Here is a 13,425-nt window from a genome sequence, read left to right on the forward strand (position 1 = left end):
ATAAGTCTTGATGATGACCTCTGTATACGACAGAGGTCATCTTTTTTTTGTGCCGGTCATGTGGAAGATTGGCATCGGCTAATTCATAGCCTGTGTCGTTTCAATGGCTGTCAGAGATGCTCGGTTATCACGGAAGCATTGAACAAGCGAACAGGCTGCAGGTCCATAACGACCGGCAGCCTGTGTAGTGATGATCGGAAGGATGGACTCATCCACGCTTCAACCTTTATTACGGATCACTCTTTGATCACCGCTTCGTTCATGGCGCCTTCGATATCATCACCGTAGACTCTGAATATACCGAGCCGCCACAATGCCGCACCTTTCAGCTGATAGCGCTTGGCCAGACCAAGCTTGTCGTCGATGGAGTTCTCCGTTTCGCTGCCCAGGCTAATTCCAAGCAGAAGCTTGTCCTTAGGGGCTCCGGCATCAAGTGCAAGCTGAATAGCCTGCTGCACTTGCGTGTTCGGTTCCGGCTTCCGGTCTTTGGTGCCAACCGGGTGATACTGGTATGCCATGATAATTAGATCGTCGGCAATCGATGCAAGCGTTTTGTAATCATAGCCTTTATAGGCGCTGTTTAACGGAGGTACGGCCAAGGACAGGGCAGTCCCTTTCGGCAAGGCAGCTCTAAGGTCCTTCACGTATTGGTTCAGCAGCTTCTGCTGGGAGGCGGCATCCAGCTTGAAGCCCAATCCTTCGAAATCCAGCACGACCCCGCCGAACCCATTGTCCGTAACGGCGGCGGTAATCCCGTCGATCGATTTCATCCGCAGTGAGGCGTCGCTCATCATTTTTGTCAGTTCGCCGTTACCGTCCAGTGCATATACCATCAAATAGGGCTTAATGCCCTGTCCTTCCGCATCGGCCACAAGTGTCTGGGGCGTAATGTCTCCGGCGGCTTCCGGCATGCGGTATTCAACCCCTTGAAGGGTGAATTCGCCGTTACGGTCAATTCGGCTCCAGCCAAAGGCGACGGAATTCATCCATTGAATAATATCCCGCTCCTTGAAGGATTCAATGGCATAGAAGGCCCGCAGATGCATTTTGCTTTTTGGTGATTTGAGCGATACGGTGCGCGTTGCCTGATTCCACCTTACGGAAGCCCCGAATTGGCTGCTGAACGAGCTGAGCGGAATCAGCACGCGTCCTTCGCGCATGATCGGCGCTGCGGGCAGCTTGACGTTCTTCTTATTCACCACGGCGGTGGTGCTGCCGACTCTGAGCTGAACCTCGGTTGTGTTATCGTTGCCGGTCTTTACCGCCTGCACGGTTTGGGTCTTGCTGTTCCATTTGATGTCGATGCCCAGTGCCTCGCCCACAGCCCGGAAAGGCACGTAGGTTACGCCTTTCTCAATTCGCGGAGCCGCATCGAACGCAAGCGGAACATCATCCAACAGAACGGAAATGGTTGGTGCCGCATGGGCTGGATGATGATCAGCCGCGGTTCCGAGCAGCGACAAAGAGAGCAGGGAGGCGGCGGCCAGCTTTCCCAATCGTTTTGAGTATCCGATAATAATCTCCCCCACATTCTATGAAAGATAAATGAATCTATGAAACGGTTTACAGCAATGATAGTATAGCAAAATATTGGTAGAATACAAAATAAATAAATAGAGCGGTTTTCAAATGATGTCTGCGTATAGACGGTGTGAGAATAGCCCGGCTTTCGAGTATAATGGTAAGCGTAAATGGAGTGAATAGTTCCAGGCATTTTAGGAGGATATATCGTGTTTAAATTCTGGAGGAGTAAAAAGAATAGCCATTCGGCCGGTCATCCGTCTGCATCCGGTGGACAGGAGCTGGAGGAGGCTGTTCCCGACAAGCTCATCGAGCTTTCCGGTCGGGAGGTTCACAAGAGCGTTGCTCCCGTGCTTGGGATGACGGTGCTGGATCTGGCCGAGCGGAACGATGTGGATTGGAACTCTTTTTGCAAAAGAGGCACGTGCGCACGCTGCCGATGCCATGTAAGCGTTGGTGTCCAGCATTTGTCGTCACCGAATCAGGCGGAGGAACAGAGGCTGGACCCCGAAGAGCTCGAGGAAGGGTACCGGCTTGGCTGCCAAAGCCGGATCGAATCGGTCGGCCCGATCAAGATTAAGCATGCCCCTTATTTTTAGTAGAATATTTGTACCTTTTGGGTTCAAAAGTGACCGTCCCTCGTCTAATAAATTTTAATGATTGCTCGAGACTCGCTTACAAGGACCATTCGTGCCTCGGCACGAGTCCGTTGTCGGCGGGGGAAGCCGGCAATCCTCGTCACGGGATTGCGCTTGGCGGCCGCATTCGCCGCATAAACGTCAAGCAGGCAGCCGCATCTTAGCGGCTGCCTGCCGGCGTTATTCCGTCAACTGGGCTTGCCGCCGCTGACTTTCCCGATAGGAGGATGGCGTCTGCCCGGTTATTTTTTTGAACAGCATGGAGAAATACTTATCATTCCCATATCCGACCTGCGACGCAATCTCGTGCACGGGGGCATCGGAATCCGACAGCAGACGCTTCGCTTCTTCAATCCGCTTGGAGATTAAGTAGTTGAAGGGCGAATCGCCGAGCTCCTTTTTGAATAGATGGGATAAATAGTGCTGACTGACATACAGCGTGTCGGCGATGTCCTTCAGACTGATGCTCTGGGTGTAGTTGGCATCAATGAATTGCTTGGTTCTCAGCGCAATTTCATGCTTTCCTTTCAACGCCTGGAATTGGTGCTTTACGTCGATAATCCGGTAAATGACCGTAATCAGCGACATAAGCAAATTCGTGCTCAGCGTTTCATAGCCAAGAATTTGAGAATCGCATTCTCGAATGATGTCCGAAAGATAGCTCTCTACCTTGTATGCGTACTTCTCGCATGAAATAACCGGCTCCACGTACGGAGGCAGCAGCATTCCCTGAGGAACGCCCTCGATATGCAGGGAATCGACTCCGCAATAGATGACTTTAAAGGGACTGCTTCCTGCCGACTTCTCCTCATGCGGCACACCCGGATTGTAGATGGCCACATCTCCTTTCCGGAGTTCGTACACCTTGCCCGCGATCCTGAATTCGCCGCGGCCTTCCACGACATACAAAATTTCGCAAAAATCATGGATCTGCGGCGGACCGTAAAAGAAGTCTTCATCCACGACCTGTCCGGCAAAGAGCAGCTGTGGATTTTTCTTGAATCGGAATTGATCGCTTCTGCTGTGTGATATTTCAATCTTCGGCACGTCGTTGTCCCTCCCCAAAGCGAAACTTCCTGTCATTATTATACTGCATAATTGCGTTATCTCGAAATCGTTTTCAGTTCAAGGCCGGCGGTTCACTGTTTTGCTGAATATCCATGGCAACAAAGCAATATAGTGGGTTATCCCGCATATCGAATCTATTTACAATGTGGATATAATCAATGATTTGGGAGGCGTGGCATTATGACGATTGAAAACGATTACAGATGGAGAGACGGATTTCCGAAGATCGGAATCCGGCCGACGATCGACGGGCGGCGAAGAGGCGTGCGGGAATCCCTCGAGGAGCAGACGATGAACCTGGCCAAGGCGGTTGCGGCGCTGCTGTCGGAGCAGCTCCATTATCCGAACGGCGAGCCGGTGGAATGCGTCATTGCCGATACCTGTATCGGCGGAGTGGCCGAGGCGGCGGCAGCCGAGAAAAAATTCAAGCATGCCGATGTCGGTCTTACGATCACGGTGACGCCTTGCTGGTGCTACGGAACGGAAACGATGGATACGGATCCTTCCAGACCGAAGGCGGTCTGGGGCTTTAACGGCACGGGCCGTCCAGGTGCGGTCTATCTGGCAGCGGTGCTGTCCGCTCATGCTCAAAAAGGATTGCCTGCATTCGGTATTTACGGCGAGGATGTGCAGGATGAAGGAGACGCCCGGATTCCGGATGACGTGCAGGAGAAGCTGCTGCGTTTTGCACGTAGCGGGCTGGCTGCTGCCATCATGCGCGGCCAAGCGTATCTGTCCATGGGCTCAGTGTCGATGGGGATCGCCGGCTCGATTGTGGACGACAGCTTCTTCCAGGAATACCTCGGCATGCGGAATGAGTATGTCGATATGAGTGAATTTACCCGCCGGTTGGAAGAGGAAATCTACGACCCTGAGGAGTACAAGCTGGCGCTTGCGTGGGTGAAGGAGAATTGCGTCGAAGGACCGGACAACAACCCGCAGAAGCTTCAGACGTCCCGTGAACGCAAGGACTACGAGTGGGAAACGGTCGTAAAAATGACGCTGATTACGCGCGATCTAATGATCGGTAATCCACGCCTTGCGGAGCTGGGCTTCGAGGAGGAAGCACAAGGACATCATGCGATCGCATCAGGCTTCCAGGGGCAGCGTCAATGGACCGATCACTTCCCGAACGGGGACTTCCTTGAAACCATTCTGAACTCCTCCTTCGACTGGAACGGCAAGCGTTCGCCGTATATTGTGGCGACGGAAAATGACAGCTTGAACGGGGTCGGCATGCTGTTCGGTTATCTGCTTACCAATACGGCTCAGATTTTCGCGGACGTACGGACATACTGGAGCCCGGCTTCGGTTGAACGGGTGACCGGCTACAAGCTTGAAGGGAAAGCAGCGGGCGGCATTCTGCATTTGATCAACTCTGGCTCCGCGGCGCTTGACGGCACAGGTGAACAGCAGCGGGACGGAAAGCCGGTCATGAAGCCGTTCTGGGAGATTACCGACGAAGAAGTGGAACGGACCCTGAAGGCAACGCAGTTCAGACCTGCTTCCCTTGAGTATTTCCGCGGCGGCGGCTTCTCCACGGACTATCTGACACGCGGCGGAATGCCGATGACGATGTTCCGTCTGAATTTGGTCAAGGGCATAGGGCCGGTGCTGCAGATCGCGGAGGGATATTCGGTGGACTTGCCGGCCGAGGTTCATGATACGCTCGATAAGCGTACGGATCCGACATGGCCGACCACCTGGTTTGTTCCGAATATTACGGGCGAAGGCGCGTTCACAAGCGTGTACGAAGTCATGAATCAGTGGGGAGCCAATCACGGGGTGATCAGCTACGGCCATATCGGAGCCGACCTGATCACGCTGGCTTCGGTGCTCCGCATACCGGTCAACATGCATAATGTACCGGCTGAGCAGGTATTCCGCCCGCGTGCTTGGGGCTTATTCGGCACAGCCGATCCGGAAAGCGCCGACTTCCGCGCTTGTCAGAACTTCGGTCCGCTGTATAAGTAAAAAGCATTCCAGGGAGAGGAGACGAGACCATGCAAAATATGGAGACACGGCAGCAGCTGTGTAAATATGCGAAAAAAATCGTGGACAACGGCCTAGTCGTCGGACCCGGCGGGAATATCAGCGCTAAGTCGGGGGAGATGATGTACCTGTCCCCGAGCGGCTTCGCGCTGGAGGAAATCGAGCCGGAGCAATGGATCGAGATTCATATACCGACAGGTGAGATCACGGATATCGGGTTGAGACCGTCCTCCGAGGTGCTAATGCACTTGTATGGCTACCGCAGCAACCCGGATATCGGAGCGATGGTGCATACCCATCCGTCCCACTGCATCGCCTTTACGTTAATCGAGAAGGAGCTGCCGGTCATGTTTCCGGATCAGGCCGCTCTCGTGGGCCGGACCGCTTATGTGCCCTATATTATTCCGACAACGGATTTACTCGCCGAAGCGGTTGCGGCCAAGGTGACGGAGGCCAGCTCGATCCTGCTCGGCAACCATGGCCTAGTAACTACAGGGAGAAATTTGCGCGAGGCTTACTACCGGACACAGGTGGTCGAGGAAAGCGCCAAAATTTACTTGAGCGCCAAGGCTGCCGGTCAACCGGTGCCGCTGACGGACCAGGAGGTCGATGACATCGCGGCGCTGGAGAGCGAGGACTACCGGATTCAGCTGCTTCAGAAAATGAAATAATCTAAACATTCATAGCAGCCTGTTTCGTGCTTGAGCATTTTTGTGGGAAGAGGTGAAATCATATGAGCCATTCATCTGCCGTGCTGGCGTTCGATATGGGGGCTAGCAGCGGCCGGGCGCTGCTAGGGGAGATCGCCGTCTCCCCGGACGGCGGCTCGCAGGGGATTCTAAAAATTACGGAGATCCACCGTTTCGCCAATGTCCCCGTGCAGTTCGGAGAGCATATGCACTGGAACACCCCCATGCTGCTGCAGGAGGTAAAGAACGGCATTCGCAAAGCCTTTCAAGCCGGCTATGCCCCGGTCAGCTACGGGATTGATTCGTGGGGCGTCGATTATGGGCTGATTGACCGTAACGGGGAGCTAATCGGGATTCCCTATCATTACCGGGATCCGAGGACGGAAGGCATGGTGGAGGAAACCTGCAGCCAAGTCGGCCGGGAGCGGTTGTTTCAGGAGAGCGGTCTTCAGTTTATGCCGTTTAACACGATCTTCCAATTGAACGCCATGCGGAAGGCAAGCTCTCCGATGCTGGATATCGCGGATGCCCTGCTGCTGACGCCGGATCTGATCAATTATTTTTTGACAGGCGTGAAGGCATGTGAATTTACGATGGCCACCACGACGCAGCTGTATCATGTACGGCAGCGGAAGTGGAACGAACCGCTCATTGAAGAGCTCGGGCTCAATCCTTCCATGTTCATCGAACCGGTGGAGCCGGGCACGTGGATCGGCAATCTGTCCGGTTCAACCGCGAAGGAGCTCGGCGTTCCGCCGATCCGGGCGATCGCGGTGGCATCGCATGATACGGAATCCGCCGTCGTAGCCGTTCCGGCAAGCTCATCGTCTTTTGCCTATCTCGTGTGCGGCACATGGTCGCTTCTGGGAACCGAGATGAAGGAACCGCTGCTCCACCCGGACGTATTGAAGGAGGACTTCTCGAATGAAGGCGGAGCCTTCGATACCTTTCAGCTGCTGAAGAACATTATGGGATTGTGGATCCTCCAGGAATGCAAGCGGCAGTGGGATCAGCAAGGCCTGGACTATGGGTACGGCGATTTGGTCCGGTTGGCGGAGGAGGAGGAGGCGTTTCGCAGCTTTATCCAGCCGGACGATCTTCGCTTTATGAATCCGGCGGATATGATTTCGGAAATCCAGACGTATTGCAGGGAAACGGGGCAGCCTGTGCCGGAGAGCACGGGAGCGATGGTTCGCTGCATTCTTGAAAGCCTTGCCTTCCGGTACCGCGAAGTGCTGGAGAGCATGGAGCGTTTGACCGGGACTCGATATGAAGGCTTGCATATGGTCGGCGGTGGGATTCAGAACGAGCTGCTCTGCCGGTTCACGGCAAATGCGCTGGGAAGAACCGTATGGGCCGGTCCGGTCGAAGCAAGCGCGATCGGCAATATGCTCGTGCAATTCATCGCGAACGGAGCCTTGGCAAGCCGGGAGGAAGGAATCGAGCTCGTCAAACGTTCGTTCCCGCTTGCGGTGTACGATCCGGAAGCGGATTCCGAATGGAATGCGATGTTCTCCAAATACCAAGCGGCTACCCGGGAACGCCAGGTCAGCGGTTAATTCGCGGGATCGAGCCGCAAACTGCCGTGCTGTACCGAATCTTGGGGAAATCCGAATAGATCAGGGGGTTGTCTATGTTAAAAGGAATATCCAATCTGATATCACCCGAGCTGTTGAAAATTCTGATGGAAATGGGCCACGGCGATGAAATCGTATTCGGTGATGGCAATTTCCCGGCAGCCAGCCATGCCCGGCGTTTGGTCCGGGCGGACGGTCACGGGATTCCGGAGCTGCTGCAGGCGATCCTGCCGCTGTTCCCGCTGGATACGTATGTAGCATCCCCGGCGGCACTTATGGCGGTTACTCCCGGCGATCCCGTCCAGACCCCGATTTGGGATGAATACCGGAGCATCATCTCCAAGTTTCATCACGCTAAGGTAGAAGTTGAAGAAATGGAGCGCTCGGCTTTCTACGAGCGGGCGAAGCAAGCGTACGCCATCGTCTCGACAGGAGAGAAGGCGCTGTACGCCAATATTATTCTAAAAAAAGGCGTCATCGGGGAGTAAACCCTTGGTGACACAATGCAATGCTAAGTCCGCCCAAGGTTTGCTTGGGCGGACTTTTTATAAACAGCGGTCTCTTGAACCATCAATTAAGCATTATACGACCACTTGGGCATTAAATTGAAAGACCTGAAGGATAACCGGCGTCCCCTCGAGGAGAACGTCGCCAGGGGAATAGAGTGTCAGCGCTTCGGGAGTAACGCTAAAGATTCGGCCCTCCTGCATCATGCCGTTAATGTACAGGTTTGAATAACCGCTTGGCGTTATCTCCATGATATCGGAAACGGCATTACCGTTATCGTCCGTAAACTGGTTCGCCGGGATGATCAGCGGCGGGTCGAGTGCGACCAAGGCGTCGGTTGTATAAAAATAGCGCATGACGTCAGGCGTCACCACGACACCCGGGAGGATGACCTCACCCGGTTCGCCTCGCGGGCCCTGAGGTCCGGGAGCTCCTTGCAAGCCTTGCGGCCCCGGGGGACCTTGCAAGCCTGGCGGACCAGGAAGACCAGCGGGGGCTGGTGGTCCAGGCGGCCCCTGAGGCCCTAGAGGTCCCGGATTGCCCGCATGCCCTTGTTCGCCAGGAGGTCCGGCTGGACCCGGTACTCCGGCAGGTACCTCGGGTCCCTGCAGTCCGGGTGCGCCTCCCGGTCCTTCAGCTCCCGGTAACCCGTGCCCGCCATGGACTTCCTGAGGCCCTCGAGATCCTTGTTGTACAGGAGGGATAACGATATTCTGAGGCGGGCAGACCCTCCCCGCGGCACATTTCCTTCGGCATTTCCGGACGCCCGTTCTTCGGTGGCGGCGTCTCTCGCCCCTGTAAGGGTGTCCTTTATCGCGGCAGCGCTTTTTATACAGTTGAAGGGACCTCTTCAGAATATCACCTCCACTCTTTCATTGATGCAGTATATGTGCGAATGTCATTTTGGGAATGGACGATTGTCTAGTAATGGGTAGACGCTTGCAAATCCGAATGATCGTTAGAGACGCTTCGACAGAAAATGGTGGGATGCCGGAATCAAAATCTATGAAAATAGCATCTAATAAGATAGCAGCTATTGCTGCTAGTCTATGACGAATTTCATAGACCTGAGAGGAGGAGGATGTTATGCCTGTTATTAAACCGGTCATTACGGCGATCGCTACGCCCCCGGTGGCAACGGGAGGCGTCGTTACGACGACGGTCACGCCCGTTGTCTCTCGCTATTTCGCGGTGGTAACGGCAGCCATGATCGGAGCGGCTGCGACCACGATGCCGGCGACGAGCTTTGTTGATGATGCAGGGGCTGCGATCACGGCTTTTCCAGCTCTGACGGGGACGGAATATGTCAATGTGTATATCAACGGCATGCTGCAGCAAAGCTCCCTCTTTACGCTGTCGACAGCGGATTTGGTGCTCGATGCCACGGATGTCCCCGAAGGGATTCCGGTACTGCTTGAGATCGCGAGCTTTACTAATACGGCATCCGCGATTACGACGCAGCCAACGATTTCTGCGCCAACGATAACGATCATCATGTAACGAAGACAGCGGATGGGGAGCTCCTAGCGGATCGGTCGGGAGCTCCCCCGTTGTTTGTGGATTCAGATACATATCGCCTAATTTCTTTGCGCGGAACCACAGGGATGAATAACGCCAGGAAGCAATGCACCTCGCCTGCGCTCAAGCGTTGTTCAACACCCAGCTATCAAGATATGATTTTTTCGACTGACTCTTGTTATTACGAACAAACGGTACTGGTTGCCTCCATCCAGAAGGCCATCAGGCAGCGGCTGCGCAAGAAATAAAAAGGTATTTCACCAAATACAGCGAATTCTCTATGGATATGAACCGATTGGAGGCCATAGCATGAAGCGTTAATCCCCGGCTGCGGTAAGTGGAGTACAGAACGAGGGGGACTTTGGATGTCTTTGGACAAAGAAAACTGGGTTGTGGAAGCAACCATATCCGATATGCAGCGGGCGATGGATGAAGGCTTGATCACTTCATTCGAGCTCGTTGAACTGTATTTGGACCGGATCGGCCGGCATGACGGTCGGCTCCGCTCCATAATCGAGGTGAATCCCGATGCGCTGGCAATTGCACGGAAGCTGGACCAAGAGCGGCGTGAGAAGGGGGCTAGAGGGCCTCTTCACGGGATTCCGATTATTCTGAAGGACAATATCGATACAGGGGACCGGATGCATACAAGTGCCGGTTCGCTCGCACTGGCGGAATCTTTTGCGAAAGACGATGCCTTCATTGCGGCGAGGCTGCGGGAGGCCGGCGCCGTTCTGTTGGGAAAAGCGAATATGACCGAATGGGCAAATTTTATGTCGCCGACGATGTGGGCGGGGTATAGCGCAAGGAACGGGCTGACGCTAAATCCATACGGTCCCGGCGAGCTGTTTGTTGGCGGATCGAGCTCGGGCTCCGCTGCTGCCGTCGCAGCCAATTTAGCTGCTGCAGCGATCGGAACGGAAACATCAGGTTCGATTATCAGCCCGTCCAGCCAGAACAGCCTCGTGGGAATCAAGCCGACGATTGGACTTGTAAGCCGGAGCGGCATCATTCCGATAACCAACACCCAAGACACGGCCGGACCTATGGCTAAAACGGTCACGGATGCGGCCATCCTCCTTGGCGCCATTGTCGGAAGGGATGAGCGCGACGGCGCCACGAAGATCGATCCACGGCAGCACCGACCGGATTATACGGATGCGCTTGTCATTGACGGAGCGAGACATGCGAGGATCGGTATACCAAGATACTACTATAAGCATCTCGATTCGGACAGAATAGACATAGTCGAGTCGGCGATCCGGGTGCTGCGCGAACTGGGTGCGGAAATCGTCGATCCCGTGAATCTTCCTTGCCAAGGGACTCACTGGGATGCGAATGTGCTGCGATACGAGTTCAAGAAATATGTGAATGATTATTTGGCCACGCTGGGCCCAGAGCAGCCGGTGCATTCACTGGCGGAAGTGATCGCATTTAATGAAACGCATGCCGAAACAGCACTGAAGTATGGACAGGATACGCTGATCTGGGCAAATGAAACAAGCGGTACGCTGACGGAAACGGACTACCTGAAGAGCCTAAGGAAGAACAAGGAAATGGCCGGGACCAATGGGATTGACCATGCCTTGAAGGAGCACAAGCTGGATGCCTTGTTGTTTCTGGGTAATGAGTTTGGGGCGGATCTGGCTGCCCGCGCAGGCTATCCGTCGATAACCGTTCCCGGCGGTTATGCGCAGCGAGGCATCATTGCTCCGGGAGGATACATTACAAAAGGGCCGCAGGGAATCACGTTTGTTGGCACGGCATTTAGCGAACCCCAATTAATCAAGCTTGCCTATGCCTTTGAGCAGGCCACACGCCACAGGGTGCCTCCCGCGCTTTAGGAATCCGTCATACAAAGGTGGAAAAGAGGTGCAATGCAATGCCGCGAAAAACGGAATATGTCCCGTTTGGTTATGAACCGCCCACTCCGGCGACAAAGGGAACGTTGATCTTCTATGATCCCTTCGAGCAGGTGCAGGAGCTTGTGGAGCGGGCGGTTCAGACGAAACAGAAGAGAGCATTTTCGAAGCTGGTTCTGTATCCGCTGCATGAGGAGACGATGAAGCGGATGTTCAAGGTCCAGGTCAGCCCATTTTACAAGAGGGAGCAGGGGCTGCAGGAATGGCTGGATGAGAGCGGCGCTTCCTCCGTCGTCGTAGAGTCTTTCGAAGCGAAACGAAAAAAATATACGCCGATAGATACGGCTCTGCGGCATCTGGTCGAAAAGTACGGCGGTCCTCATTTCGTGCTGATGACCCCCGAGATTGCCAATGCGTTCGCATCCTATTCTTCATTTGAGGAATGGATCGTCCGGCTGAGACTGTTACTTGTGTCTGAACCGAGACATCCGCATCCGAGGCTGGAGAAGTTCCGCCACCGGTGGGAGGTCCTGGAGACGGACAGCGAGTCTTAATCCCGAAAGAATCGGGTTAGAACAAAAGGTATACGCTTAGAACAAGCCTTTTCCGCTATGGGAAAGGCTTGTTCGGTGATTGATCCGGAATCTTTTTCAGAAATAGAGCTCAGATCGCCAATCGGAAGGACGCGATATTCAAGGGCCAAAGAGCATCATCATGTCTATAAAAATATGCCCTCTAGTCTGCAGACGTTTGCTTAAGTGGTCTCAAAAAAACGGAAATACCTTCCTGAATCGACAATTGCAGGTCAATGGCAAAGCACGTGTTAGCGTAAAAGCATTTCCATTTCGTGCTTTATTTGATACATTTAAATGAAACGACATCGTAAAGGTAGGGTGCGTGTGCATGAAGCAAGTGACGATCTACGATATAGCCAAGGAGGCTAAGGTCTCTGCCGCCACGGTCTCGAGAGTGCTGAATAACACGGCGCCTGTCAAAGAAAGCACGCGTTCCAAGATCATGCAGATCATCCATAAATATCAGTTCCAGCCGAACGCCCTGGCCCGAAGCTTACTGAAGAAAGAAACAGGGACGATCGGCGTCATCATGCCCGATATCACAAACCCTTTCTTTCCGGAAGTATTCAGCGGCATCGATCGGGCGGCCAGTGAGATGGGCTACACGTTTTTTCTGTGCGATACGCTGGGCGACACTCGGAAAGAGTCGCAGTATTTGCATATGCTGCGGGAGAAACAGGTAGACGGAATTTTATTTCTGGGTGGACGCATTAATTTGTCCAAGTGCGATCCGGAGCTGGCCGAAGAGGTCGTTGAGACGGCATCGCGCATTCCGACGGTGCTCATTAACGGCAATCTTCCGGGCACCTCGCTTCATCGTGTCATTCTGAATGAAGCCAAGGGCGCGGAGCTGGCGACCCAATTTCTTATTGATGCCGGACATCGAAGCATAGCTTTCATTGCAGGGAACGAAGAAATGACGACAACGGCACAGAAGGTACGGGCTTTTCGGCGCGTGATGAAGAAGAACGGTTTGGAGACCGCGAAGGAGAACGTTCTTTACGGGGATTATTCAATGGCATCGGGAGAGAGCTCGATGGAGAAGATTCTTGCGCGGCGGGAACGGCCGACAGCCGTATTCTGCGTGAACGATCTCACGGCCGTCGGGGCGTTGAAGGCAGCCATGAAGGCAGGCGTTTCGGTCCCTGACGAGGTATCGATCGTCGGATTCGATGACATTCCGCTCGCGTCGGCAATCTATCCTGAATTGACAACCGTTTCCCAGCGCATGGATCTGCTCGGCGGTACCGGCGTGCAAGTGCTGCACAAAATGATTCTCAAGGAAAAGGTTAGGATGCTAACCGTCATCGAGCCTGAGCTGATCGTACGGAACAGCACTCGGAGTTTGCGTTGACCGAATCCGTCCTTCCATTCGCAAAAATGAGTTGACACCCGATAAGGCATCGAATAAAATGTGGAAAAAGAAAGCCCTTACAATCAAGTGAGGACACGGCGGATGCTGACCGCTTTCTTTTTTG

At 54.0% G+C, this 13,425-nt stretch carries 12 protein-coding genes; 9 read left to right on the plus strand and 3 right to left on the minus strand.

Annotation, left to right across the window (positions count from 1 at the left end):
- Positions 1 to 236 precede the first annotated feature (236 nt).
- Positions 237 to 1,496 (minus strand): stalk domain-containing protein, encoded by a 1,260-nt coding sequence (locus NSQ46_RS12595; protein WP_251537639.1) that lies wholly within the window; start codon positions 1,494 to 1,496, stop codon positions 237 to 239.
- 234 nt (positions 1,497 to 1,730) lie between these two features.
- Here NSQ46_RS12595 and NSQ46_RS12600 point away from each other — a divergent pair, with 234 nt between their 5' ends.
- Entirely contained in the window at positions 1,731 to 2,120 is a 390-nt protein-coding gene (locus NSQ46_RS12600) for a 2Fe-2S iron-sulfur cluster-binding protein (RefSeq protein WP_007128473.1), read from the plus strand.
- A gap of 219 nt (positions 2,121 to 2,339) precedes the next feature.
- On the opposite strand, the gene NSQ46_RS12605 is transcribed toward NSQ46_RS12600, so the two are convergent.
- Positions 2,340 to 3,206 (minus strand): AraC family transcriptional regulator, encoded by an 867-nt coding sequence (locus NSQ46_RS12605; RefSeq protein ID WP_007128472.1) that lies wholly within the window; start codon positions 3,204 to 3,206, stop codon positions 2,340 to 2,342.
- A 201-nt stretch (positions 3,207 to 3,407) separates the two neighbouring features.
- On the opposite strand from NSQ46_RS12605, the gene NSQ46_RS12610 reads away from it, so the two are divergent.
- From NSQ46_RS12610 to fucU, 4 genes are all read left to right on the plus strand, one after another.
- The gene (locus tag NSQ46_RS12610) at positions 3,408 to 5,201 is read left to right on the plus strand and encodes an L-fucose isomerase (protein WP_007128471.1); all 1,794 of its coding nucleotides are present in this window, start codon (positions 3,408 to 3,410) and stop codon (positions 5,199 to 5,201) included.
- A 29-nt stretch (positions 5,202 to 5,230) separates the two neighbouring features.
- Positions 5,231 to 5,890 (plus strand): class II aldolase/adducin family protein, encoded by a 660-nt coding sequence (locus NSQ46_RS12615; RefSeq protein ID WP_341342080.1) that lies wholly within the window; start codon positions 5,231 to 5,233, stop codon positions 5,888 to 5,890.
- A 62-nt stretch (positions 5,891 to 5,952) separates the two neighbouring features.
- Positions 5,953 to 7,467, plus strand: coding sequence for a rhamnulokinase family protein (locus NSQ46_RS12620; RefSeq protein WP_341342079.1), 1,515 nt, complete (start codon positions 5,953 to 5,955; stop codon positions 7,465 to 7,467).
- A gap of 74 nt (positions 7,468 to 7,541) precedes the next feature.
- Complete coding sequence (gene fucU / locus NSQ46_RS12625; protein ID WP_341342078.1) at positions 7,542 to 7,973, plus strand: L-fucose mutarotase; 432 nt, start codon at positions 7,542 to 7,544, stop codon at positions 7,971 to 7,973.
- Positions 7,974 to 8,066: 93 nt separating this feature from the next.
- Here the strand turns inward: fucU and NSQ46_RS12630 are convergent, their stop codons facing one another.
- Positions 8,067 to 8,432, minus strand: a complete 366-nt coding sequence (locus NSQ46_RS12630) for a DUF4183 domain-containing protein (protein WP_341342077.1) — start codon at positions 8,430 to 8,432, stop codon at positions 8,067 to 8,069.
- Between the two features lie 646 nt (positions 8,433 to 9,078).
- Between NSQ46_RS12630 and NSQ46_RS12635 the strand changes: the two genes are divergently transcribed.
- From NSQ46_RS12635 to NSQ46_RS12650, 4 genes are all read left to right on the plus strand, one after another.
- Entirely contained in the window at positions 9,079 to 9,492 is a 414-nt protein-coding gene (locus tag NSQ46_RS12635; RefSeq protein ID WP_007128465.1) for a DUF4183 domain-containing protein, read from the plus strand.
- A gap of 383 nt (positions 9,493 to 9,875) precedes the next feature.
- On the plus strand, positions 9,876 to 11,354 hold the full coding sequence (locus NSQ46_RS12640; RefSeq protein WP_341342076.1) for an amidase family protein: 1,479 nt from the start codon (positions 9,876 to 9,878) through the stop codon (positions 11,352 to 11,354).
- A gap of 38 nt (positions 11,355 to 11,392) precedes the next feature.
- Positions 11,393 to 11,926 (plus strand): hypothetical protein, encoded by a 534-nt coding sequence (locus NSQ46_RS12645; protein WP_007128463.1) that lies wholly within the window; start codon positions 11,393 to 11,395, stop codon positions 11,924 to 11,926.
- Positions 11,927 to 12,275: 349 nt separating this feature from the next.
- The gene (locus NSQ46_RS12650) at positions 12,276 to 13,301 is read left to right on the plus strand and encodes a LacI family DNA-binding transcriptional regulator (protein WP_007128462.1); all 1,026 of its coding nucleotides are present in this window, start codon (positions 12,276 to 12,278) and stop codon (positions 13,299 to 13,301) included.
- Positions 13,302 to 13,425: the final 124 nt, after the last annotated feature.

This window comes from Paenibacillus sp. FSL M8-0142, from assembly GCF_038597315.1.
Lineage (GTDB): Bacteria > Bacillota > Bacilli > Paenibacillales > Paenibacillaceae > Paenibacillus_AQ > Paenibacillus_AQ lactis.

Coding starts and splice junctions, on each gene's coding strand:
- NSQ46_RS12645 (WP_007128463.1), top strand. CDS start 11,393: ATGCCGCGAAAAACGGAATATGTCCCGTTTGGTTATGAACCGCCCACT.
- fucU (WP_341342078.1), top strand. CDS start 7,542: ATGTTAAAAGGAATATCCAATCTGATATCACCCGAGCTGTTGAAAATT.
- NSQ46_RS12610 (WP_007128471.1), top strand. CDS start 3,408: ATGACGATTGAAAACGATTACAGATGGAGAGACGGATTTCCGAAGATC.
- NSQ46_RS12615 (WP_341342080.1), top strand. CDS start 5,231: ATGCAAAATATGGAGACACGGCAGCAGCTGTGTAAATATGCGAAAAAA.
- NSQ46_RS12620 (WP_341342079.1), top strand. CDS start 5,953: ATGAGCCATTCATCTGCCGTGCTGGCGTTCGATATGGGGGCTAGCAGC.
- NSQ46_RS12635 (WP_007128465.1), top strand. CDS start 9,079: ATGCCTGTTATTAAACCGGTCATTACGGCGATCGCTACGCCCCCGGTG.
- NSQ46_RS12640 (WP_341342076.1), top strand. CDS start 9,876: ATGTCTTTGGACAAAGAAAACTGGGTTGTGGAAGCAACCATATCCGAT.
- NSQ46_RS12650 (WP_007128462.1), top strand. CDS start 12,276: ATGAAGCAAGTGACGATCTACGATATAGCCAAGGAGGCTAAGGTCTCT.